Raw genomic sequence first — 22,934 nt, 5'->3', positions numbered from 1 at the left:
AAATAGCGGCTTCTAAACTACATTTTTTCAAAAAAAAGAGCATCATTTGGGACTTGTTTTGTGTCCGAAACCTTTTTTAAAAAGAAACTTTGGGTCGATTCTCAGTTTTTTTGAAAATCGGAGGGACAACTTCTTAATCTAAGACCAACATCGTATCTTTGTAGTTTAGAACCAGTTCAAACAATTGGTTTAAAAAATTGCAAATCATGAAGTTGAAAAAAGCAGATATACTCAAGGCATTGGAAAAAATTTCCGCACCGGGCGAAGGCCAAAATTTGGTAGAAAGCGGTTCGGTGAACAATGTTCAGGTGTTTGGCGACGAGGTCGAAGTGGATGTCACTATAAAAAATCCAAGTCTACAGGCAAAAAAGAAGACCGAGGTGGAGATTTTAAAAATTATCCACAGCGAGGTCTATGAAAAAGCCAAAATAAAGGTCAACCTAAAGGTGGATGCGCCTGCCAAGCCCAAGGTAAACCAAATCAAAGGGAAACCCATTCCCGGTATACAGAACATTATTGCCGTTGCATCCGGCAAAGGGGGCGTAGGTAAATCTACGGTTACGGCCAACTTGGCGGTGACCTTGGCCAAAATGGGCTTTAAAGTAGGTTTGTTGGATACGGATATCTACGGACCGTCCATGCCCATTATGTTCGATGTGGCCGCAGAGAAACCTTTGTCCATCAATGTGGATGGAAAGGCCAAAATGAAGCCTATTGAGAATTATGGGGTGAAGCTGCTTTCCATTGGATTTTTTACCCAACCCAACCAAGCGGTGATTTGGAGGGGGCCCATGGCAGCAAAGGCATTGAACCAGATGATTTTTGATGCACATTGGGGCGAGTTGGATTTTCTTTTGTTGGATTTACCTCCAGGAACAGGGGATATCCATTTGAGCATAATGCAGTCCTTGCCCGTAACAGGGGCAGTGGTGGTAAGTACACCTCAGGAAATCGCTTTGGCGGATGCCAGAAAAGGGGTCGCTATGTTCCAGCAAGAAGCCATCAATGTGCCTGTGTTGGGAATCGTCGAGAATATGGCGTATTTTACACCTGCGGAATTGCCCGATAACAAATATCATATCTTTGGTAAAAATGGGGCCAAGAACCTTTCTGAGGATTTAAATGTCCCATTTTTGGGCGAAATCCCGTTGGTACAAAGTATTCGTGAGGCTGCCGATGTGGGCAGACCGGCTGCCATGCAAACAGCCACGCTTACGGAAGAAGCCTTTGAGGAACTGACCAGAAATGTGGTACAGGAATTGGTACGAAGGAATACAGACCTTCCTCCTACAGAAGCGATAAAAATTACAACAATGGCCGGTTGTTCCGCTGTTAAAAAGAAGTGAGCATGACAACAATGACATCAGAAGAAACAAGAAGCAATGTAGAGAAGGCGTTGGAAGAAATCCGACCTTTCTTGCAGAGCGATGGTGGAGACATCACATTGATTTCCATCGAAGACAATACCGTGAAGGTTCGATTGGAGGGTAACTGCATTGGCTGCAGCGTCAACCAAATGACCTTGAAGTGGCGTGGAAATGACCATTAAAAAATATGCCCCTCAAATCGAAGAAGTCATCAATATTTCCTAACTGATTAAAATCATAAATCTTTTTTGAGGCAAGCAGTAAGTTGCGTGCCAAAACCTCTTGTATATGATCAAAACAGATATTCTGATAATTGGAGCGGGACCTACGGGTCTCTTTGCTGTTTTTGAAGCTGGCCTGTTGCAGCTAAAGTGCCATTTGATTGATGCCTTGCCGCAAGCTGGTGGACAATGCTCGGAAATATATCCCAAAAAGCCCATTTACGATATCCCTGGATTCCCCGAAGTATTGGCAGGCGACTTGGTAGACAATTTGATGGAACAGATCAAGCCCTTTCAGCCTGGTTTCACCTTGGGTGAGCGTGCAGAGACCATCGAAAAATTGGATGATGGCACTTTTATCGTCACTACCAACAAAGGGACCAAGCACCACGCGCCAGTAGTGGCCATCGCAGGTGGTTTGGGCAGTTTTGAGCCCAGAAAGCCACTGTTGGAAAATCTGGAAAAATATGAAGATAACGGTGTAGCCTATATGATCAGGGAGCCGGAAATCTATCGGGGTAAAAAAGTACTGATTGCAGGAGGGGGAGATTCCGCCTTGGATTGGTCCATCTTTTTGGCCGATGTTGCCGAAGAAGTCACCTTGGTACACCGTCGGAACGAGTTCCGGGGAGCATTGGATTCCGTAGAGAAGGTACAGCACCTCAAAAATGAAGGCAAAATCAATCTGATTACCCCAGCAGAAGTAGTTGCCCTAAAAGGGGAGGATAGCTTGGAAAAAGTAACCGTACAAAACACCAATACTTCCGAAGAAACCGATATAGCCGTTGATTTTTTTATCCCCCTTTTCGGATTGTCCCCAAAATTGGGGCCGATAGCCAACTGGGGGTTGGAGATTGAAAAAAATGCCATCAAGGTGGACAACACCTATGATTATCAGACTAATATTCCTGGGATTTACGCCATCGGTGATGTGAATACCTATCCGGGCAAGTTGAAATTGATCTTGTGCGGGTTCCACGAAGCGACCTTGATGTGCCAAAGTGCCTACCAAAAAATCCATCCAGATAAAAAATACGTGATGAAGTATACCACCGTTGGTGGCGTAACCGGTTTCGATGGAAGCAAGAAAGAGGCCCCGAAAGCTGTGGTGAAAGCAATCGACTAAGTATAAGTGCAATTTAAATAGATAGCGGAACTGTATACAAAGGTTCTCGACGAGGTATGAGCGATATCAAATTAAAAATAATTGACCGGGAAGGTGTTGCACACGAAGTGGATGCCCCTACCGATATGAACATGAACCTCATGGAAGTGGTTCGTTCGTACGAATTGGCTCCAGAAGGAACCATCGGTATTTGTGGTGGTATGGCCATGTGCGCCTCATGCCAGTGTTATATTCAGTCGGACCATCAGCTGCCTGAAAAGTCTGATGACGAAGAAGCCATGTTGGCCGAAGCCTTTTTTGTAAAGGACAATAGCCGCTTGGGCTGTCAAATCCACATTACCGAGGATTTGGACGGTCTGGAGGTAGAACTGGCTCCCGAAGAAGCTTAGATCCTCGCTTGGTACGTAAAGAGATTGTAATATCTTCCTTCGGAAGCAATCAATGTTTCGTGGGTACCCTGTTCCAAGATATGACCATTTTCAATCACTAAAATTTGGTCCGCTTTGCGGATGGTGCTCAGTCGGTGCGCAATCACAAAGGTGGTTCTGCCCTTGGTGAGTTCGCCCAAACTTTTTTGGATCAAGGCTTCGGATTCCGTATCCAAACTAGAGGTAGCTTCGTCCAAGACCAATATTTTTGGGTCGGCCAATATGGCTCGCGCAATGGCAATCCGTTGGCGCTGACCTCCAGATAGCTTTACCCCACGTTCTCCGATCAGGGTGTCCAATCCTTTGTCAAAACGGTCGGTAAATTCATCCACGTAAGCCGCTTTTACCGCTTCCATCAATTTTTCCTCACTGGCATTGGGCCTGGGAAACAAAATGTTCTCCCGAATAGTGCCCTCAAACAAAAAATCATCCTGTAATACCACCCCTAAATGTTGGCGAAAACTGTTTAGGTTTACTTTGGACAAATCGTGCCCATCAATGGTGATGGTGCCCGAATCAGGATTAAGGAAACTGGCCGCCAAGCCTGCAATGGTGGATTTACCTGAGCCGGAACTACCGACCAAGGCAATCACTTGCCCTGGAGCTACATCAAAACTGATGCCGTGCAACACTTCTTTATCCGCTTCATAGGAAAAGCGCACATCGGAGAAAGACATTCGTCCTTCAACATGATCTAATACTATGGTGCGGTTTTCCTCATCGGACTCCTTTTCCAGGTTCATCAGTTCTTCGGTACGGTCCAAGCCTGCCAAGGCTTCCGTAAGTTGACTTCCCACACTGCTCATTTGAACGATGGGGGCGATCATCAAACCCAATAGCACCGTGAATTCCACAAATTCACCTACGGTAAGCGTATCCTGTATGATTTTATAGCCGCCAAAACCCATAACACTGGTGGTTGCCACACCCAATAAAAAGGTGGACGAACTCGTCATAAAAGCGGTGGTGGTCAAGCTCTTTTTTACGTTTTCATACAGGCGTTCCACCCCGACTTCAAACACTTCTTCTTCCTGCTTTTCCGCGTTGAACCCTTTAATGACACGGATTCCACCCAAGGTTTCTGTCAATCTACCTTTGACTTCTGCATTGATTTTCCCACGGTTCCTAAAAATGGGCCGAATGATCTTAAAAGCCTTTAATGCGATAATGGCGAAAATGGTCAACGGGATAAAGGTGAACAAGGTCATGAATACACTGATGTCCATAAGCAAGATAAGGGAAACCACTGCCGTAATGATGCCTCCCACCAGTTGCACCAAACCCGTGCCGATGAGGTTCCGTACACCTTCCACATCGGACATGATACGAGAAACGAGCGCTCCGGATTTTGCATTGTCAAAGAATCGGACGGGCAGGGCCAACACCTTTTTCTGTACCTGTGCTCGAAGCTCGGAAATCAGATACTGTGCCTGCACGCTCAATATTTTCGTCAACAAAAAAGAAGTGACCGCCTGTACAAAAATGGCGAACATGACCCCTGCCACCAGATATTTCAGCATGTCCACATCTTTGTTCACAATAACATCATCAATAAGGTGTTTGGATGCAATTGGAGCCACAAAACTGGCCGCCTTGCTAATGGCGATGAGCAAAAGACCAAGAAGCACCAATTTGCGTTTGGGCCAAATAATGGTTTTAAATGCGGTGAGGATACTTACTTTTTTGTTGGACATAGCAGCTTTTCGAAAGAGGGTGCAAGTTACGGCAAATTGGGAGGGATGCCGAATCTTGATTTTTTTAATCGTGTAAAAGCCTACAAATGTTATATTTAGGCATCTAAACCAGACCACTAATCATGCCCAAATCACTACATCTGATCCTGTTGTTTTTAATGAGCTCCTTGTCTTATGCGCAAGGAACGTACCCTACTTTAACCGAAATCGTAACAGACAAAGCCCAGATTTTTGCCCAGTCCGAATTGGAAGAGCTTGATACAAAACTCTATCAATTTGAATCGGAAACCAGCAACCAATTGGTGATTTTGACCATAGATGCATTGGGCAACGAAACCATTGAGGGGTATGCGTTTGAAGTGTTCAACAAAAACAAATTGGGACAGGAGGGCAAGGACAATGGTATTTTGATTCTTTTCTCCAAACTGGACCGGGAAGTTCGGATTGAGGTGGGCTACGGATTGGAATCCTACATCACGGATGCGGTTGCCTCACGAATCATCCGCAATACCATGATACCGAAATTCAAAGAGGAAGATTATTATGGTGGACTGGATCTGGCCACCGATCAAATCATTGATTTTTTAAAACACCCGGAAGCGTTGGAGGAATTTAAGGCAGAAATCGCCGAGGAGGAGGAAATGCCATGGTGGTTATTGGGATTGATCAGCCTGTTCTTGTTGATGTTCGTCGCCGCTGGCGCATTTGTTTTTTATAAGGGCTATTCCACTCTAATTGAAATTTTGCGGGGCATATTCACTGGAAAGTTGGCCGTGGTTCGAGGCATTTTTATGGCCATTTTCATGTCGTTTCCCATGGTTTTTGGACTTGTTTTTATGGGGATGCCGCTATTTTTTATGGCGATGATCTTGGGGTTTGAAGAGGTGCTTCTCGAAAATGGAGTAAGTGTTGGGATTTTGGTACTTTCCGGACTATTGGCCTTTGGGGTTTTGACCATTATATTGGTGATTCTAAAAATCAAGAGAAAAGGAGACGAAGGGTTTAAACTTTCCCTGTTGAAATCGGATAAGGCCTATATGAAGAAAACCTTTTCATCATCTGGAACCCATTCTTTTGGTTCTAGTTCTGGGGGAAGAAGCTCATCCAGTAGTTTTTCCGGAGGTGGCGGCAGTTCTGGAGGTGGTGGGGCCAGTGGAAGTTGGTAATTGTGGTTTAATTTCTGTATTTTCCAACAACTAAATTTAACACCATCAATTATTATGGCTAATCCTTTTGTGATTTTCATTTTAGGGTTTATAGTTGGAATGGTGGTTCTTTTTGCAATCTTTAAAAAGAAAAAATAAAAGTGGTCTTATCAAATTGAACCTTTAATACCTTTTCAAACTAACTTATGAGAAACTTACTATTCGCCGCCATCCTGATATTTATATCCTGTTCCCCATCTCCTCAAACCGAGGTGGAACAATGGGAGGCCCAAGCTGAGAACATTACCATTATCCGTGATGATTTTGGGGTTCCCCACATCTATGGAAAAACAGATGCCGATGCGGTTTTTGGCTTGTTGTATGCCCAATGCGAAGATGATTTTAACCGGGTGGAACAAAACTATATTTGGGCCACGGGCCGATTGGCCGAAGTGGAAGGCGAGGATGCGCTGTACAGCGACCTTCGGGCAAAAATGTTCATGACCGAAGAAGAGGCCAAGGCCAATTACAGAAATAGTCCCGAGTGGCTCAAGGAGCTGTGCGATGCCTTTGCGGATGGTATCAATTATTACCTACACACTCATCCTGAGGTGAAACCAAAACTGCTGACCCGTTTTGAGCCATGGATGCCGATGTATTTTAGCGAAGGCTCCATAGGAGGGGATATTGAACGTATTTCCACACGAAAAATCAAAAGTTTTTATGAAAGTGGGATGGAACTAACCAAGATGGAGGCCCTGCAACTCAAAAAGGAAGCTGAAATGGAAGAACCCCAAGGTTCTAATGGAATCGCCATTTCCGGTGATTTGACCGAATCCGGTAATGCCATGCTCTTGATCAATCCCCATACCTCCTTTTATTTTAGGGGCGAAGTGCATGTGGTGAGCGAAGAGGGATTGAACGCCTACGGAGCTGTAACATGGGGGCAGTTTTTTGTGTATCAGGGCTTCAATGAAAAGACCGGTTGGATGCATACCTCGACCTATACCGATGTAATGGACGAGTTTAAGGAGACCATTGTAAAGAACGATGGCAAGCTGTTCTATCAATATGGAGAAGAATTACGACCTGTGGATTCCACAACCATCACCCTAAAATATAAGGAAGGGGAGGCCATGAAAGAAAGAACATTCCCCATGTACCGAACCCATCACGGACCGATTACACATCAAGTGGATGACCAATGGACCGCTTCGGCCATGATGTGGGAACCGGTCAAGGCGTTGGAACAGTCCTATATCCGAACCAAGCAAGACGGTTATGAAGGTTTTCGCAACATGATGGATATACGGACCAATTCTTCCAATAATACGGTTTATGCGGATGCCGAAGGTAATATTGCCTATTTCCATGGGAATTTTGTGCCCAAGCGCGATACCATTTTTGATTACACTGAGCCTGTGGATGGTAGCAATCCCAAAACAGATTGGCAAGGATTGCATACGGTGGATGAAAATATATTGGTACTCAATCCAGCCAATGGTTGGATTCAAAATTGTAACTCTACCCCTTATACTTCTGCTTTGGAGTACAGTCCCAAGCGGAAGGACTATCCCAATTACATGTCCCGGGACCAAGAAAATTTTAGGGGTATCCATGCCATTCAACTTTTAACAGGAAGAAGCGGATACACTTTGGACAGTTTGATTGAGCTGGCCCACGACTCCTATTTGCCTGCTTTTGAAGCATTGATTCCTGGTTTGGTTAGGGCGTATGACAATAATCCGGACCCAGCATTACAGGAAGCTATCGACACACTTCGGAATTGGGACTATACCACATCCAAAGAATCCATTGCAATGACACTGGCGCACTATTATGGAACCCTTTGTTATGCGAAGGCGGAAAGGCCTGAAGGGATGTATTCCATGGAATTGGTGGAATATTGGGGAGATGCTTGGGACGACGATAAAAAGCTTGCCTTACTCAAAGAGACCTTGGGTAATTTGGAGTCCGACTTTGGAACTTGGAAAATGCCTTGGGGCGAGGTCAATCGTTACCAACGTTTAAATGGTGATATCCGTCAACCTTTTGATGATGCCAAACCCAGCATTCCCATTGGTTTTGCCAGTGGTACTTGGGGGGCATTGGCTGCCTATGGCGCCCGATATGATAACAATACCAAAAAAATCTACGGTACTCGGGGAAATAGCTTCGTAGCGGCGGTGGAGTTTGGCGATAAAGTTAAGGCGAAGACCATTTTGGCCGGTGGACAGAGCGGCGACCCGGATTCGCCACATTTTAATGATCAGGCACAGCGCTATGCCGATATGGAATTCAAAGATGCCGCTTATTACAAAGAAGATGTGCTCAAACGTGCAAAAGAGACCTACTCGCCCGGTAAAAGGTAAGGGCTTAGTTGTTTTTTTCGATGCCAGTGTCCTCTTCCTTAACGATGATGAGACTGGCCTTTGAACCTGTGGAGAGGTTCCAGCGGTTGTTATGGATAACCACGCCCTTGTCGTCGGTGACTACTACCTGTGCGGTATTCGGTCCAGAAGAACCTTGGTTCAAGGCTTCGAACTCTACACGGTTAAAACCCTCCACCAAATCCAGATTGAGCCCTTTGAAAGAACCATCGAGTAGCAGATTGTATTCTACAACTTCACCGTTGACATATATTTTGATGCGGTCACCATCCACATATTCGTGGTCGCGGGCCACAATGCCCACAAATTTGGCTTTGGTAGTGAAATCTCCCAAATATTGGTCTCCAAAATATTCGTTGGAGCCTTTTTCCTTTTTTTCTTTGATCTTTGGGTCGATGACCATGTCGTGACCTGCCTGAACAAGTTGCCTGTCTGGCAACATTTGAACTCCGGGCTTCTCATTCTTGGAGGTAAGGCTCTCGTCCAATACGGAAGGCATTCTTAGCAAAGTGCCTTGGTTGCTGGTTTTGACATCGAGTTTATTATTATCGCCAATTTTTAAGGGCCGGGTTGTGGGAATGTCACCTTGCGCATGCATGGGCATGGCAAACAAAAGAACCCCTAACAAAGCAAATACACTCTTTTTCATGGCAACTAAGGCAATGGTCTAATTATAAAGTTAGCAAATACCTTGCCACCAATTGTATAAATTGACGTTAAATCGTTAAGCTGTAGTCTTTTTTGGAGTGCTTTCTCTTTTTAAGTCCAAAAAGTGGGTGTAGAACGGGTATCCGAAGGATAATCAAGTCGTAAATGAGCCAACTCAGTCCAAAGGTACCTGCAACAAGGATCAACGCCTTGGGGGCAAGCCCCAAATCCAAATCCATTACAAGATAGCCAATGCAGACCGTGATGGTCTGGTGCAATATGTAGAATGGGTATACGGCCCTGTTGGCATAGGCGAGTCCAGTGCTCGGCTTGTTGAGGTATTGGGCGGCGTAGGCAAATAGCACCAAGATCCACGACCAGATATTTACCACTTTCAGAAGGGCCTCGGTAAAGTGAATCACATAACCATCTTCAAAAAATAACCAGATGATGGTCTGCCCCGTAAAACCTACGATACCTAAAAGAAGGGCTTTTTTCTTCATCCTGCCCAAGGTATTCCAAAAGATATCTCCTGTAGCGACCAGAACAAAGCCGTAAAAAAACAGAATGATGCTGAATATAAAATTAAACCAGTCATCCACCAAAGCATGGGTAATGGGAAAAAATGGTTCTACCAAGGATTCCACCAAATAAAGCGGAATCACGAATAGGTAAATGCCCCATGATTTTTGGATGATGTTTTTAACCCATTCCACGAATTTTGTGCTGTGGTTCCTCAAATAGACGAAAAGCGGGGCCAAGACCCACGAGAAAACCAGCAAATACGGCAAAAACCACAGGTGATGCCAACTTAAATTTCCTTCGGGATACACCCCATCAAAAGCAATTGTTGAAAAGAATGCCCAATAGGAACCCGTAAACTGTCCCTCCGCCAAGCGTTCCACGTACACTTGAGGGGGCACAATAAGCAACATACCTACCACCAAAGGAATCCCCAAGCGCAGAAATCGTTCCCACATAAATTTTCCCATCCCGCGTTTGCCCAGGGCATAAAACGTACCCATTCCGGATATCACGAAAAGTATGGGCAATCGCCATTGGTTTAAAAACAGCATGGGCCAGCGCAGCCAATCGTAAATAATGTTGTTTTTTACATGCCATCCCCAAGGAACAAAGAACATCCCCACGTGGTAAAAAATAAGTAGGCCGAATACAATCACCCGAAGCCAATCCAAATCGTAACGTCTAATGCTAGAATCCATTGCTAAAATTTTTTCCAAAGATGTGGAGCATAGGGGAAACCACATATTTTTTGGAGCTCGTAAATGTCCTGAATTGCAATTCTGGAGGAATTAAGTTCTATTTTCCTTCATATAAGCGGAAGGGGATTGGCCTGTATGTTTTTTGAAAGCACTGTAAAAGGCTGATTTGGACCTGAACCCGACCGATTCACCAATAGCCTCAACCGTGAGCTGCTGAAATTCTGGATGGAATAACCTCACTTGTGCAAGTGCAATCCGTTTTTGGTTGATGTAATCGTTGAAGTTGTTGCCCGTCTCGGAGTTGATCAATCTGGAGATGGTATTGCTATTGGTATCCAGCTGCTCGGATATTTTTTTTAAGCTGATATCCTGATGGGTGTAATATTGGGAATCTTCGATAAATGCTTCAAGGGTCCTGAATTGAACGGAAGTGCCCGACAAGGTCTCATACTTATCGGCAATCCAAGATTTTTCAAAAAAGCGCGATTCGGAAAGTATGAAATAAGAGGTGATAAAGATAGTGGCAGTTTGTATGATTCCGATGATATGATCACCACCGTCATCATCAAAATTGAGATAAATAATAAATATAGTCAGTAGGATCACTAAGAAAAAAATAACCGTGTTTCTTGAAAACATGTACTTGTCCACTTTAATGTTTTTGGCCTTGGTCCACCCCTTTTTTCGGGACTTTAGTACTAACAAAAGGGACAAAATCAGATAAAATGCAAAGCTGATTAGGACCAACCATCGAAATTGGTCTTTAATATGGTGGTATGAGTAGTCCATAGTGCCCGGGACTTCCAAAAAGCCCAAGTCACTATGGTAAGCTCCGAGATAGGCATTGATTTTTACTTCAATGGGACTGGTATAGAAGTTCACTTGTGAAATGACGTAGAGCAATGGGAGTATAAAATGGGGCCAATGCTTTTTTGGGCCAATGGGCTTCCGTTCCAATAGGGCAAACAAGAAAAAGTATAAAGTTGGAGCAATCAAGAGCACCAGAAACTCGGTTGAATCGTTCAAGTGCATCGTGTATTTCATCAAACCGGTGTAGCAAAGGTAGATGTCCAAAAATACGAGGCACTGCACCAAAAGGGACCAACCAAAGAAAATGATGGCCGAATCGCGTTTTGCCCTTAAAAAGATGACCAAGGCCAAGAAAACCCCCTGTACTATGCCCAAGAGCATGATGTGCGATGCAAGGTCGTACCGGATGGGGATTTGATCTAATATGGCCGTTACATCATTCATTTATGGGGTATAAGTTGTATCTTGAAAGCAAGTAAAAATGAAAATTACCATTCTTTTTTAAATCAACCTGACACCAAAATGAAAAAACGACAATTCTTACGCTATATGGGCAGTGCCGCCATGGCCGCCCCTCTTTTTCCGATTACTTTGGATGGCGCCATGACCGAGAAAGGGCCGTATCCCGATAAGGACAGTGAAGCATTTTGGGAACGCATCAGGGAAGATTACAGCTTAAAGCCGGATTACATTAATTTGGAAAGTGGGTACTACAACATTATTCCCACTCCCATCCTGAATAAGTTCACCGAACATGTACAACACGTAAATTATGAAGGTTCGTACTATATGCGTACCGTGCAATGGGAAAACAAGGACAAGGCAGCGGCACGGGTGGCGGAACTCGTCAATTGTTCTGAAAAGGAATTAATAATTACCCGAAATACCACCGAGTCTCTGGATATGATTATTGGGGGCTTCCCTTGGGAAAAGGGTGACGAAGCTGTTTTTGCCGTTCAAGATTATGGCGCCATGCAAATACATTTTCATCAAATGGAAGACCGCTATGGTATTGTTTGCAAAAAGGTATCCGTGCCCAATCACCCAGAATCGGATGAGGAAATTGTGTCGCTCTACGAATCGCAATTAACTCCAAAGACCAAATTATTGATGATTTGCCATATGATCAATGTGACCGGACAGATATTGCCCGTCCGAAAGATTTGCGATATGGCCCATGCCCATGGGGTCGAGGTGATGGTGGACGGTGCCCATTGTGTTGGACACATAAGGGTAGATTTGGCCGAATTGGACTGCGATTACTATGGATCCAGTTTGCACAAATGGCTTTGTTCCCCATTGGGAGCGGGCATGCTCTATGTTGCGGAGAAGAATATTTCTAAAATATGGCCCTTGTTTGCGGAACACGAAGAGGATGATACCAAAATCCGCAGGCTCAACCATACAGGAACCCATCCCGTTCATACAGATTTGACCATTAATGATGCTGTGGACTACTTGGACATGATTGGATTGGAGCGCAAGGAAAACCGAATGCGCTACCTGCAACGCTATTGGAGCGACCAACTCCGGGATGTGGAGAATGTGGTCATCAATACACCCTTGGAACCGCGCCGCAGTTGCGGTATTGCCAATGTGGGACTTACCAATATGAAACCTTCGGAAATGGCAAAGACGCTATTGGATGAGTTCAACATCTGGACCGTTGCCATAGATTTTGAAAATGTCCATGGCTGCAGGATCACGCCCAACGTGTTTACCACCACCAATGAACTTGACCAATTCGTGAGTGCCATCAAAACGATGGCAAAGCGAACTTAATGATCCATATAATCCCGAAGCTTTTCAGGTCCTTCCAACAATACCCGAACAATTTGAAGGGTGCCGTCTGGCTTCGTATCAATGTGCCATTTAATGAGTGATAGTTCCCCGTTTTCCAACTCAATACCGGTGATGCTTCGCGGGTGCACACAGCTACCATCGTTAAAAAAGGGAATTTGCCCAGGCTCTGGAAACCTCGGTCTGTGGGTATGTCCCGCCATAGTAATCAACAATCCATTTTTAAGAATCCAGCGTTTGATGCGCTTTTCGATTCGGATAAGCTCCTTGTAATTTTTGGCAGGACTCGTAGGGTCGGCGATGCCCACTACCTGAAGCGGTTTCCACAACACCCGCACCAAAAATCGACCAATCCGCCAGCAGACATAGTTCCACCAGTCTGCCTGATGCCCATGAACGCAGAATATCTCCTGACCCGTTTCAGCATGCTTCAAAACTATAGCTTCGTGATACGTAATGCCCTCGAAAAGTTCCTTATCCGACCCATCAATGGGCTCAAAATAGTGGGAAAGATGCTCATCCACATAGGCGGGGTCGCGGTACACCATATCGTGATTGCCCCAAAGCATATGCAAACGGTTTTCCAAATGGAACCTCCGCAACAATTGGTATACATTCTTGTGTGCCTCAAAAATGGAGTCAAAGCTGATATTTTCCCAAAGCTCGTCCCCATCACCAAGTTCGATGTAGCTGAACCCCTCCCGATAATAATGGTTTAGCGCATGAAAGTAAATGTTCCGATTATTGGCAAAATCGTCGGCGAAGCTGTTGTCCCCACGATGACAATCACTAAAAAAAATGAATTTGGAGCCTTCATCAAAGGGAATGACCTTGGCATTTTTGTAGGCATTGTCTAATCGGCTCGAAGAGGACATGAAAAAGGTACTAAAATCCTTAAAAAAGGACGTTTTGTCCATAAAGATATTGATAAAACCATATGCGCCTTTACTTTTTGTAAATTTGTAGTAGAAACCTCGACTAAACGGTGTATGAAGCACGACTACCATTCTGAAAGCCCACTTGTTCAATTGGTGAGTTTCAACAAATTGTTGGAACATTACGATGAGCAGCTTAAGAGTTCAAACAAGCACTTGGCCCAACGGGCCAAATATGTCTTGGATGCACAGGCTCCCTACCCAGAACTTCGTGAAGGCTTCACCGATCTGTCGTTGTTGGAGACACATAAGGATGTAATCAGCATAATTTTAGAGGATTCTTTTGCCCCCATTTTGACCAAGAACGAGATAAAAACAGCTTCAACGCCCTTCGAGAACTTGGTTTTTAACTCTTCTGAACGGTTTCGTCAAATTCTGAAGGATGCAGGAGAGGAGTACGAACCGGAAATCACCAACATTCCAAGGGAATTTGATTACATCATGAAGTGTACGGTGATCTTGCAGTTTTATTACGGTTACAATTTAGATTTTAAACGTCCATTTTTTTTCGATATACCCGATTCCAACGGTGTGATGCGCCGTTACCGTATTTTGTACAATGCTGATTTTATGGAAATCATCCCAACAGACAAAGCAAAGCCCGTTAGCCAGGATGATGTGGATGAACTGTTGGAGAACTTTTACAACTTAGATCTCTGGAAGGAAAAAATTCCACCGAACAGTTTTTTGGCGAGGGGTTTTGTTATATCCAATATGTTCGATGTTACCGCCGAGCATTCCGTTTCGGAAATCAAGTCGACCTTGATTGGAAAGACCCAACGTGGGAACGACTCCTTTATGGAAAATTTCGAGGATACCTTTAGATCTTTCTTTAGGTTGAACGATATTAAGGTCGGATTTGCGGGCTACGATTCCGGTGCAGATCGCTTTTTTAAGATTTATGGAAAGGGAATGGATAGCTATATCCTGAATGGAAAGGAAACCGAAGACTGTAATTCCACGTTTTGTAGTTATTCCCATGGAAAGCTTTTTAAGGAGAACAAGTATTTTGCCATTTCCAATGTGGAGAAGTATTACAATAAAACTGAAGGCAAAGTACAGCCCTATAAAAATTTGATGGACCAGGGCATTAGAAGTGCCATTTTGGCCCCTATTGCTGTTAACGGCGAACTTTTGGGTGTCTTGGAACTGGTTTCCGGCAAAGTAAACGAACTCAATAGCGTCAATGCCAACAAGTTGGACGATGTGATGCCTTACATCGTGGCGGCAGTGATGCGCACCATCGAAGAAGAGGAGAATCTGATTGATGCAGTAATCCAGCATGAATGCACCTCGGTACACCCGTCGGTATATTGGAAGTTTCAAGAAGAGGCCAAGCGTTTTATGGCCGATGAGCTTTCGGGCAACGAAGCCGTTTTTAAAGAAATCGTCTTTAAGGATGTTTACCCGCTATACGGTCAAATCGATATCAAGGATTCCGCAAAGGAACGCAATCTGGCCATCCAACGTGATTTGATGATTCAGCTGTCAGAAATCAATGATATCCTCCAAATTGCTTTCTCCAAATATGAACTTCCCATCTATGAGGAACTGATGTTCAGGGTCAACAATTACCTGAACGAAGTTAAGGAGGCCTTGTTTACCCACACCGAACAAGCGGTTTTCGATTTTGTTAAAGAGGAAGTAGACCCTGTATTTGACCATTTACAAAAGGAAGATGAAGAAATCGCAGGATTACTTGAAGCGTACAAACAAAAAATAGACAAGACCACCGAAAGCTACTACGACCATCGTAGAAACTACGATGATAGTGTAATGGAGGCTAACATGAAATTGGCGGCCCTATTGGATAAAAAGCAGGAAGAGGCCCAAAAAATGTTCCCGCACTATTTTGAACGGTACAAAACCGACGGTGTGGAACACAATATGTACATCGGCAGTTCCATTGCAAAGGACAGAGAGTTCAATGAACTGTTTTTGAGCAACCTAAGATTGTGGCAGTTGCAGGTAATGGTGGAGATGGAGAACAAGTATTACGCACTTAAACCTCATTTGCCCGTTAAGTTGGATGTGGCTTCATTGGTCTTGGTGTACAGTACGTCCTTGGCCATACGGTTTAGGATGGACGAAAAGCGCTTTGATGTGGATGGCACCTACAATGCCAGATACGAGGTCATTAAAAAGCGAATCGATAAATCCTTTGTGAAGGGAACCAACGAGCGCCTTACCCAAAAAGGGAAATTGGCCATTGTGTACTCCCAGCGCAAGGACGAAAAGGAATATTTGAGATACATCAGTTTCCTAAAAGCCAAAGGTTACTTTACCAATAACATCGAAATCGTGGAACTTGAAGGTGTACAAGGAGTTTCGGGGTTGAAAGCCATTCGTGCTGAAATCCTATATCAAAAGGATAAAAAATCCGAGCGCACCTATACCTACGATGACCTCATGGAGGAACTCAACAGCTAGATCAGAAAATCAACCGGTCCGGGCCAAAAAATCGGAAGGCAATCCCAAAAGAAATTACCGAAATGATCATCCCTATCATGAATATGTTATAGGTAATCCGAAGTATCTTGTACTTTCTGTTCAAAACAACACCTAAATAATAAAGGTCTTTGGTAAGGGATGAATACACATAATCCTTGTCCTTCACCATTTCCTGCAGGGCCCACTCGTACTCTTTTAGGTCCATTTGATGGAAGTTTCCAAAAAAGAGAAGGTTTACACGTCGCTCTTCCACATCTTCCTTGGTGAACTTGCCAGTGGTGATATTGGGTCTTGTTGCCAATACGGACAGCACCATGGAAACGACACTGAACATGATTAAGATCAAGGTAGGATAGATCATATAGGTATTGGAAGGATTGTCCAGTTTGGTAAGCAAATTGGCCAATACCAGCGAAATGATAATCGCATTCACCGATAACAGGATGTTCGCCTTGGTGTCGGCAATATCGCTCAGTTTCAAGTGGTTTTTTAAGGTTACCCGATACAGCGTTTGTACACTTCGGTCGGGACTTTCGCTTTTGTATTTGGCTTTGAGGGCTTCTTTTTTGGCAATCTTTTTTTCGGCCTTTTTCTCTTTGAGGAGCTGCTTCAAGTTTTTCTGCTTTCCATCTTCCCAGTTTTCCTTTGCGTAATCCGTGTAAAACTGGTGCTTGCGGAACATTTTGATGTTCTTGTCCCGCCACTTTTTGGAGGAATAGTCTGCAATCCCCAATTGCTTGAATTCTTCCTTTAAAAAATCGGTGGTTTCCCAATAACTTCGCTTGGCGAAATGAGACATATCGGCATCGCGGATAATTTCTTCCGGCAAGGTTTGGGGTTCGCTGTACATTTTGGTGGCCATGATGAGGGTGCACACCTGATGGATTCCCTTTTGGTCGTAGCCCTGTTCCCTAAGAAAATCAGAAGCAAGCTTACAACTACTTTCTTCATGGTCTTCATGGCCATTAATGTGACCTACATCGTGAAACCAAGCCGCCAATAGCAGTTGTTCGTTCTCCGTATCGCCCAAGTTATAATAGTTGAGCAATTCTTTAGTACTTTTGACTACTCGTTCGGTATGTCGCAAGTTGTGGTACAAGAACTTGGGGTCAAGTTCCTCCGTTAAAAGTTTAGAAACGAAGTGTTTAGTTTTATCAACAATTTCCGACATATATTCTGATTGGAATTCCAAATTACGAAATTTTGGTATTAACGTCGTGCAATATGAAGAAACATTACTTGCTAGCCCTGCTCATCGGCGTATTGCATGGTTGCGCCACCTACCAAACCAAGTATGCGGATTCTTACCCGGGTACCACTGGCCAATTTCAAAAGGAAGTGGAGCATACCTTCTACCTGATTGGTGACGCGGGAAAATCTCCCATGGGAGAGCTCAACCCCACCTTGAAAAGGTTCAAGAAAGAACTGGAGAGCGCCCAGCCCAACAGTACCGCTATTTTTTTGGGAGATAATATTTATCCCGCTGGTTTTGTGGATAAAGATGACGACCCAGAGGCCTATCGGCAATCCAAACATTATTTGGATGCCCAGTTGGCCACCTTGGAAGACTTTAAAGGCAGACCACTATTTATCCCAGGAAACCATGATTGGTATAGCGACGGTTTGAAAGGCCTGAAACGCGTAGAGGAGTATGTAGAGGATGTATTGGATGATAATGAGGCCTTTCAACCCGAAAACGGCTGCCCCATTGAGGATATAGAGATCAGTGACAAAGTTATGGTCATTGCCATTGATACAGAGTGGTACTTGGTCAATTGGGACAAGCATCCCACCATGAACGATGAATGCGAAATCAAAAGTAGGGGACGGTTTTTTGAGGAACTGGAAAGTTTGATTAAAAAGAACAGGGACAAAACGGTGATCATTGCCATGCACCACCCCCTGTTGTCCTATGGAGTGCACGGAGGGCAATTCTCATTTAAGCAGGGGCTTTATCCCAGTGGAGGTAAGGTGCCCATGCCATTTTTGGGTGCAGCCATCAATCTGCTACGGAAGACATCGGGCGCATCCGCAGAAGACCTTTCCAATCAGTTGTACAACGAGTTAAAGAAGCGAATCCTGACGCTATCGCAATATTCTGATAAGATTATTTTCGCATCAGGACACGAACATACGCTCCAATATATTGAAGAATTTGGAAAGCCTCAGATCGTTAGTGGTTCTGGAGCTAAAACCGGAGCAACCCGATTGCTAAATGGCAGTAAGTTTTCTTCAGGAATGAACGGGTATGCGGTTTTGACCGTGTACAAAGATGGTTCTTCCGATGTGGTGTTCCACGGAACGGAAACAGACACTGTATTGTACAATACACCGGTTCTTCCTCCCGATCGGCCAACCAAGAAAATCGAGATGGATGATGATTTTCCGGCGTATCAAATGGCTTCGGTCTACGCTCAAGAGGATATTGAAAAAAGCAAATTCCATAAATGGCTTTGGGGAGAGCGGTATCGAAAATATTACGGGACCCAGATCAAGGCACCTACGGTGCGATTGGATACACTTTTTGGAGGACTCACTGTGGTACGGAAAGGTGGCGGCAACCAATCCAATTCCCTGCGATTGGCAGATAAGCAAGGTCGGGAGTATGTTATGCGGGATTTAAGGAAGAGCGCCGAAAGATACCTGCAGGCCATTGCATTCCAAGAGCAATATATCATTGGGGAATTTCAGGACACCTATACCCAAGAATTGTTGCTGGACCTGTATACCGGAGCACATCCCTATGCCCCATTTACCATAGGTAAACTTTCCGATGCCTTAGGGATGTTCCACACCAACCCCAAATTATATTATGTGCCCAAACAATCGGTTTTGGGAGATTACAATAAAGAATTCGGAAACAGCCTTTATATGATCGAGGAGCATGTTTCCGATGATCATGATAATCTCAAAAGCTTCGGATATACCAAAAAAATCGAAAGCACCTACGACCTGATGGACAAGCTCCGCGAAGATGAAGAGTATAGCATTGACCAGAAGGAGTACGCCAAGGCCCGGCTTTTTGATATTATGATCGGGGATTGGGATAGACACGTGGATCAATGGAGGTGGGCAGAGTTTGAAACCGAAGAGGGCAACAAAGTCTACAAACCGATTGCTCGGGACAGGGACCAAGTATTTTCCCGCTGGGGAGACGGATTGATCATGGGCTTTGGTTCCAGGGCCGTACCTGGATTACGGATTTTTGAAGGTTTCCACGAAGAAATACGAAGTGTGGAAGGATTCACTTCTTCCCCCCGCACCTTTGCCTTGGATATGGCCCTGTTATCAGAAACCGATTTGGACACATGGGTAGAGCAGGCCGAATTCATTCAGCAAAATCTGAACGAAGAAATCATCGATGAAGCATTTTTGGCATTTCCAGAAGAGGTCAGGGACGAAACGTTGACCGAAATCAAACGGATACTATTGGCCAGAAAAGCTAACCTGGTTCAGACTGCGAAGGACTATTTCGCTGTTTTGAATCGCTACAGTGTGGTCACTGGAACGGACAAGGATGATTACTTCAATATCGTATCATTGCCCAACGGTCATGTTGAGGTTCGAGCATATCGCATCAAGGTAGGGGAAATGACCGATTTGTTCTTCAACAAGGTTTATGATCCAGCCCATACCAAGGAGATATGGGTGTACGGTCTGGACGATGATGATGTATTCGATGCCCGTACCGAAACCTCACAAATAAAGGTTCGCATTGTGGGGGGGCAAAACAACGATGTGTACAAAATTTCCGAAGGCTCCAAGAAATTATCGGTCTACGATTTTAAAGACAAAAAAAATACGCTGGACGAAGCCTACGGTGGAAAGATTCGCCTTGTAAGGGATTATGACACTAACACTTATGAGTTTTTGAACATCAAGGCCAGTAACAATCAAATATTACCTACGATTGGCTTTAATCCTGACGATGGCGTACGCATTGGGCTTACCGATACCTATACCTTCAACGGTTTTAGGAAAAACCCATTTACGCAGCAACATACCTTTAATGCGGCCTATTATTTTGCCACGGATGGGTTTGATTTGGGCTATCGTGGAGAGTTTGCCCATGTATTTAACAAAGTGAACCTTGAGGTGTATGCCAAGTTTACGAGTCCCAACTTTACCCGTAACTTTTTCGGCTTTGGAAACGAAACGGTCAACAATGATGATACAGAACCCTTAGGCTTGGATTACAATCGGGTACGCATCCGTACTTTACAGCTTGCACCCTCATTGGTATGGCGCGGTTTTTTGGGATCCAAAGTGCGATTGGGCCTGGCCTACGAAAACATCGAAATCGAAGAGACCGAAAACAGGTTTATCAATGAATTTTATGTGGCCAACGGCGAAGAAAACCACCTTAGCTTTTTTGGTTTGGATGGCGAATACAGCTATTCCAATACGGATAATGAAGCGTTCCCGACTGTGGGCATGGCCTTTTACTTGGAAGGTGGATTTCGTAAAAATTTGGACGACGGTTCACGGTCTTTTGGCTATGTGATACCGTCATTTTCCATGGACCATAAACTTTCGGCAGACGGTAGATTGGTTTTGGCCACACAACTCAAGGGTCACTTTACCATTGGCAATGGGTATGAATTTTATCAAGCGGCAAGCATAGGCGGCAACAATGGATTGCGCGGTTTTAGATTCCAACGGTTTACGGGTAAAACAGCATATTTTCAAAATACGGATATCCGCTACAGCTTTCGAAGGACCAAAACGGGAATTCTTCCTGTAACCCCTGGAATTTATGGTGGTTTTGACTATGGCAGGGTATGGTTCCCAGAAGATTCCTCGCGAATTTGGCACAATTCGTACGGAGGTGGATTTTTCGTGAACGGAGCAGATATACTCTCCGCCAATTTCGGACTTTTCAATAGCTCCGATGGGCTTCGATTTGCTTTTGGACTTGGTTTTGGGTTTTAATCACGAGTGTATTTATACAAATGCTGCCCACCAAACGGATTCTTTTCATCGGCAATGATAAGGGTTTTGTCGTCCGCAAAACAAACCGATTCAATCTGAGTGTTGGTTTTTAAATCCACTATTTTAATGGTGGCTTGGGAGAAGTCCGGTGCTGTAAAGTCAGTAAGCAAAAAAACGAGTCCATAGCTCAAAAGAGCAATGGTTTTCCCATCCGGTGAGATGTCGGCACTGGTCACCGAACAGCGATTTTGGTCCCCACAAAGGAAAAGATAACCCAAAAATTCGGCTTCGTGAGACCCTTCTTCGTCAGGTACACGATACATCAATGTTTTTCCGGAGTAAGGCCGTGTTCGATTTTTGGTGAAAATGTAAAGATGCCCGTTCAGGTGAAAAAATCCCTCTGTGTCATAATAGAGACTGTCCTTTTTGGGCGGAAAATCGTTTTGTTGGGGATACCGAAACTTAATTTTGTCGGCGTTTGGCTTTTTTCTGTCCAGTTCGTCTTTTGGGATTTTATATATGACCAGGTCATCCCGTTCGTTTTGATTGTTCCCGAAGTCTCCGATATACAGGTTGCCCTCCTTATCCATGGCCAAATCCTCCCAATCCTCGTTTTTGGCATGGTCAATTTCCAAGGATTCCTTTAAGTGGCCCTTGTCGTCAATTTTATAAATTTCGTCCTGGTTACCACTGTCTTCTATCACCCAATAATGGCCGTCATCCGTGAGCTCAAGACCCGATACTTCCTTTAGTTTGGAAGGAAGATCGCCCATGGGTTCCAATTCGCGCAGAAAATTTTGCTGAGCACAGGTTTGCGCAACCATGACGAGCAATAAAAGGGATAATTTATTCATCACTTTCCTTTATGGGCATAAACACTTCCGTGGTCCACTCCAGTTCATTCCCTCCCATATTGGGGTTATTGTAGAAAACCTCTATCGGCGTGCGCTCAACAGGGATGTTCTTTTCCTCGGCATAATCCAACAATGCGAACCATGCTCTGTCAGACGTGATATAATTGCCATGATAGATGGCTTTAATTGCGTTTTGGGAGAATATCCGTTTGTATACGATATCTGGATGGTCTGGAAGTTTCTCCGAACGGATTATGGGATTACAGAAGTTATAGGACAGGCGGTTGTTCTTCAAGTCCCAATCCACTACTTGAACAAATGGAGGGCCGTTCAATTGCACTTGGTTTTGAAGCAAGATACCATTTAAAAAATTGTGGTTCTTCATCATGCCCAAAGCTTTGCCTTCCGTGGTGGTGGTAAGCGGTATACAGGCACAAAAGGATGAAAATATTTCCTCTTCGCCTTCAATCGATACTGTAAAAAGTTGGATATGGTCGTTCAAAAAATCGTTGAAATCCAAAAGTAACCGTCTGGAGCCTTTTTCAAAATCGGTATCGGAAAAAGGGACGCCCAAACGATTATTGAAGGAATAATCCAAGTCTGTTATGTTTACTTGAACTTCGCTCAATGAGTCATGCACTTTTTGGATTTCCCACTCAAATACCTGCAGGGAATCGTTTACCAAAATGGTTTGCCTAAAATGTCTAGGACTTTCGTAATCCAGCGGTATAACGGAATCAAATCCTTGGTTCCAAGCCTTTACCGATTCAAATATGGTCCCAGGAATGGCCTTGGCCTTAAAATTGACCTGATAATCCTGGGGTTTTAATACAAAGTACCATAAAATCACTCCTACCACAAGGGCAAGGATTATTGAACTGATCTTCCTCATAACTAAGGAGCAAAAATA

General features: G+C 44.3%; 16 protein-coding genes and 1 pseudogene. 9 read left to right on the top strand and 8 right to left on the bottom strand.

The features are described 5' to 3' along the window. Positions 1-206 precede the first annotated feature (206 nt). From ABNE31_RS01140 to ABNE31_RS01125, 4 genes and pseudogenes are all read left to right on the top strand, one after another. A complete protein-coding gene (locus ABNE31_RS01140; RefSeq protein ID WP_349352053.1) occupies positions 207-1,346 on the top strand; it encodes an Mrp/NBP35 family ATP-binding protein in 1,140 nt (379 codons plus the stop codon). A gap of 11 nt (positions 1,347-1,357) precedes the next feature. Further along, positions 1,358-1,592, top strand: a pseudogene (locus ABNE31_RS01135) (NifU family protein). 63 nt (positions 1,593-1,655) lie between these two features. Then, a complete protein-coding gene (locus ABNE31_RS01130) occupies positions 1,656-2,714 on the top strand; it encodes an NAD(P)/FAD-dependent oxidoreductase (RefSeq protein WP_349352052.1) in 1,059 nt (352 codons plus the stop codon). A gap of 56 nt (positions 2,715-2,770) precedes the next feature. After that, positions 2,771-3,103, top strand: coding sequence for a 2Fe-2S iron-sulfur cluster-binding protein (locus ABNE31_RS01125; protein ID WP_179382943.1), 333 nt, complete (start codon positions 2,771-2,773; stop codon positions 3,101-3,103). Here ABNE31_RS01125 and ABNE31_RS01120 read toward each other — a convergent pair. Then, positions 3,100-4,836, bottom strand: a complete 1,737-nt coding sequence (locus ABNE31_RS01120; protein ID WP_349352051.1) for an ABC transporter ATP-binding protein — start codon at positions 4,834-4,836, stop codon at positions 3,100-3,102. The two genes, ABNE31_RS01125 and ABNE31_RS01120, sit on opposite strands and share 4 nt — an antisense overlap. A gap of 122 nt (positions 4,837-4,958) precedes the next feature. Between ABNE31_RS01120 and ABNE31_RS01115 the strand changes: the two genes are divergently transcribed. Beyond that, the gene (locus ABNE31_RS01115) at positions 4,959-6,002 is read left to right on the top strand and encodes a TPM domain-containing protein (protein WP_349352050.1); all 1,044 of its coding nucleotides are present in this window, start codon (positions 4,959-4,961) and stop codon (positions 6,000-6,002) included. A 185-nt stretch (positions 6,003-6,187) separates the two neighbouring features. After that, positions 6,188-8,353, top strand: a complete 2,166-nt coding sequence (locus ABNE31_RS01110; RefSeq protein ID WP_349352049.1) for an acylase — start codon at positions 6,188-6,190, stop codon at positions 8,351-8,353. 4 nt (positions 8,354-8,357) lie between these two features. Here the strand turns inward: ABNE31_RS01110 and ABNE31_RS01105 are convergent, their stop codons facing one another. The 3 genes from ABNE31_RS01105 to ABNE31_RS01095 all read right to left on the bottom strand — a co-directional run bounded on the left by ABNE31_RS01105 (position 8,358) and on the right by ABNE31_RS01095 (position 11,496). Beyond that, the gene (locus ABNE31_RS01105; RefSeq protein WP_179382939.1) at positions 8,358-9,020 is read right to left on the bottom strand and encodes a hypothetical protein; all 663 of its coding nucleotides are present in this window, start codon (positions 9,018-9,020) and stop codon (positions 8,358-8,360) included. A 67-nt stretch (positions 9,021-9,087) separates the two neighbouring features. Next, entirely contained in the window at positions 9,088-10,242 is a 1,155-nt protein-coding gene (locus ABNE31_RS01100) for an acyltransferase family protein (RefSeq protein WP_349352048.1), read from the bottom strand. 90 nt (positions 10,243-10,332) lie between these two features. After that, the gene (locus ABNE31_RS01095; protein WP_349352047.1) at positions 10,333-11,496 is read right to left on the bottom strand and encodes an AraC family transcriptional regulator; all 1,164 of its coding nucleotides are present in this window, start codon (positions 11,494-11,496) and stop codon (positions 10,333-10,335) included. A 78-nt stretch (positions 11,497-11,574) separates the two neighbouring features. On the opposite strand from ABNE31_RS01095, the gene ABNE31_RS01090 reads away from it, so the two are divergent. Next, positions 11,575-12,834: an aminotransferase class V-fold PLP-dependent enzyme gene (locus tag ABNE31_RS01090; protein WP_349352046.1), complete on the top strand. Its 1,260-nt coding sequence runs from the start codon at positions 11,575-11,577 to the stop codon at positions 12,832-12,834. Here the strand turns inward: ABNE31_RS01090 and ABNE31_RS01085 are convergent. After that, positions 12,831-13,727, bottom strand: a complete 897-nt coding sequence (locus ABNE31_RS01085; RefSeq protein WP_179383723.1) for a metallophosphoesterase — start codon at positions 13,725-13,727, stop codon at positions 12,831-12,833. The two genes, ABNE31_RS01090 and ABNE31_RS01085, sit on opposite strands and share 4 nt — an antisense overlap. A 114-nt stretch (positions 13,728-13,841) precedes the next feature. Between ABNE31_RS01085 and ABNE31_RS01080 the strand changes: the two genes are divergently transcribed. Next, positions 13,842-16,217 carry a GAF domain-containing protein gene (locus tag ABNE31_RS01080; protein ID WP_349352045.1) on the top strand — a complete coding sequence of 792 codons (2,376 nt, stop codon included), beginning with the start codon at positions 13,842-13,844 and terminating at the stop codon, positions 16,215-16,217. Between the two features lies 1 nt (position 16,218). Here ABNE31_RS01080 and ABNE31_RS01075 read toward each other — a convergent pair whose 3' ends face one another. Further along, a complete protein-coding gene (locus ABNE31_RS01075; protein WP_293280556.1) occupies positions 16,219-17,409 on the bottom strand; it encodes a Pycsar system effector family protein in 1,191 nt (396 codons plus the stop codon). A gap of 53 nt (positions 17,410-17,462) precedes the next feature. Here ABNE31_RS01075 and ABNE31_RS01070 point away from each other — a divergent pair, with 53 nt between their 5' ends. Then, complete coding sequence (locus ABNE31_RS01070; RefSeq protein ID WP_349352044.1) at positions 17,463-21,170, top strand: metallophosphoesterase; 3,708 nt, start codon at positions 17,463-17,465, stop codon at positions 21,168-21,170. Here the strand turns inward: ABNE31_RS01070 and ABNE31_RS01065 are convergent. Both ABNE31_RS01065 and ABNE31_RS01060 read right to left on the bottom strand, forming a co-directional pair. Beyond that, a complete protein-coding gene (locus ABNE31_RS01065) occupies positions 21,167-22,024 on the bottom strand; it encodes a hypothetical protein (protein WP_349352043.1) in 858 nt (285 codons plus the stop codon). The two genes, ABNE31_RS01070 and ABNE31_RS01065, sit on opposite strands and share 4 nt — an antisense overlap. Continuing rightward, entirely contained in the window at positions 22,017-22,916 is a 900-nt protein-coding gene (locus ABNE31_RS01060) for an AraC family transcriptional regulator (protein ID WP_349352042.1), read from the bottom strand. The genes ABNE31_RS01065 and ABNE31_RS01060 overlap by 8 nt, the downstream gene beginning before the upstream one ends. Between the last annotated feature and the right edge of the window lie 18 nt (positions 22,917-22,934).

The organism is Flagellimonas sp. MMG031, from assembly GCF_040112705.1.
Classification (GTDB): Bacteria; Bacteroidota; Bacteroidia; order Flavobacteriales; family Flavobacteriaceae; genus Flagellimonas.
Note: the sequence above shows the minus strand (reverse complement) of the source record. Positions and strands in the feature narration are given on the sequence as shown.

Coding starts and splice junctions, on each gene's coding strand:
- ABNE31_RS01140 (WP_349352053.1), top strand. CDS start 207: ATGAAGTTGAAAAAAGCAGATATACTCAAGGCATTGGAAAAAATTTCC.
- ABNE31_RS01130 (WP_349352052.1), top strand. CDS start 1,656: ATGATCAAAACAGATATTCTGATAATTGGAGCGGGACCTACGGGTCTC.
- ABNE31_RS01125 (WP_179382943.1), top strand. CDS start 2,771: ATGAGCGATATCAAATTAAAAATAATTGACCGGGAAGGTGTTGCACAC.
- ABNE31_RS01120 (WP_349352051.1), bottom strand. CDS start 4,836: ATGTCCAACAAAAAAGTAAGTATCCTCACCGCATTTAAAACCATTATT.
- ABNE31_RS01115 (WP_349352050.1), top strand. CDS start 4,959: ATGCCCAAATCACTACATCTGATCCTGTTGTTTTTAATGAGCTCCTTG.
- ABNE31_RS01110 (WP_349352049.1), top strand. CDS start 6,188: ATGAGAAACTTACTATTCGCCGCCATCCTGATATTTATATCCTGTTCC.
- ABNE31_RS01105 (WP_179382939.1), bottom strand. CDS start 9,020: ATGAAAAAGAGTGTATTTGCTTTGTTAGGGGTTCTTTTGTTTGCCATG.
- ABNE31_RS01100 (WP_349352048.1), bottom strand. CDS start 10,242: ATGGATTCTAGCATTAGACGTTACGATTTGGATTGGCTTCGGGTGATT.
- ABNE31_RS01095 (WP_349352047.1), bottom strand. CDS start 11,496: ATGAATGATGTAACGGCCATATTAGATCAAATCCCCATCCGGTACGAC.
- ABNE31_RS01090 (WP_349352046.1), top strand. CDS start 11,575: ATGAAAAAACGACAATTCTTACGCTATATGGGCAGTGCCGCCATGGCC.
- ABNE31_RS01085 (WP_179383723.1), bottom strand. CDS start 13,727: ATGTCCTCTTCGAGCCGATTAGACAATGCCTACAAAAATGCCAAGGTC.
- ABNE31_RS01080 (WP_349352045.1), top strand. CDS start 13,842: ATGAAGCACGACTACCATTCTGAAAGCCCACTTGTTCAATTGGTGAGT.
- ABNE31_RS01075 (WP_293280556.1), bottom strand. CDS start 17,409: ATGTCGGAAATTGTTGATAAAACTAAACACTTCGTTTCTAAACTTTTA.
- ABNE31_RS01070 (WP_349352044.1), top strand. CDS start 17,463: ATGAAGAAACATTACTTGCTAGCCCTGCTCATCGGCGTATTGCATGGT.
- ABNE31_RS01065 (WP_349352043.1), bottom strand. CDS start 22,024: ATGAATAAATTATCCCTTTTATTGCTCGTCATGGTTGCGCAAACCTGT.
- ABNE31_RS01060 (WP_349352042.1), bottom strand. CDS start 22,916: ATGAGGAAGATCAGTTCAATAATCCTTGCCCTTGTGGTAGGAGTGATT.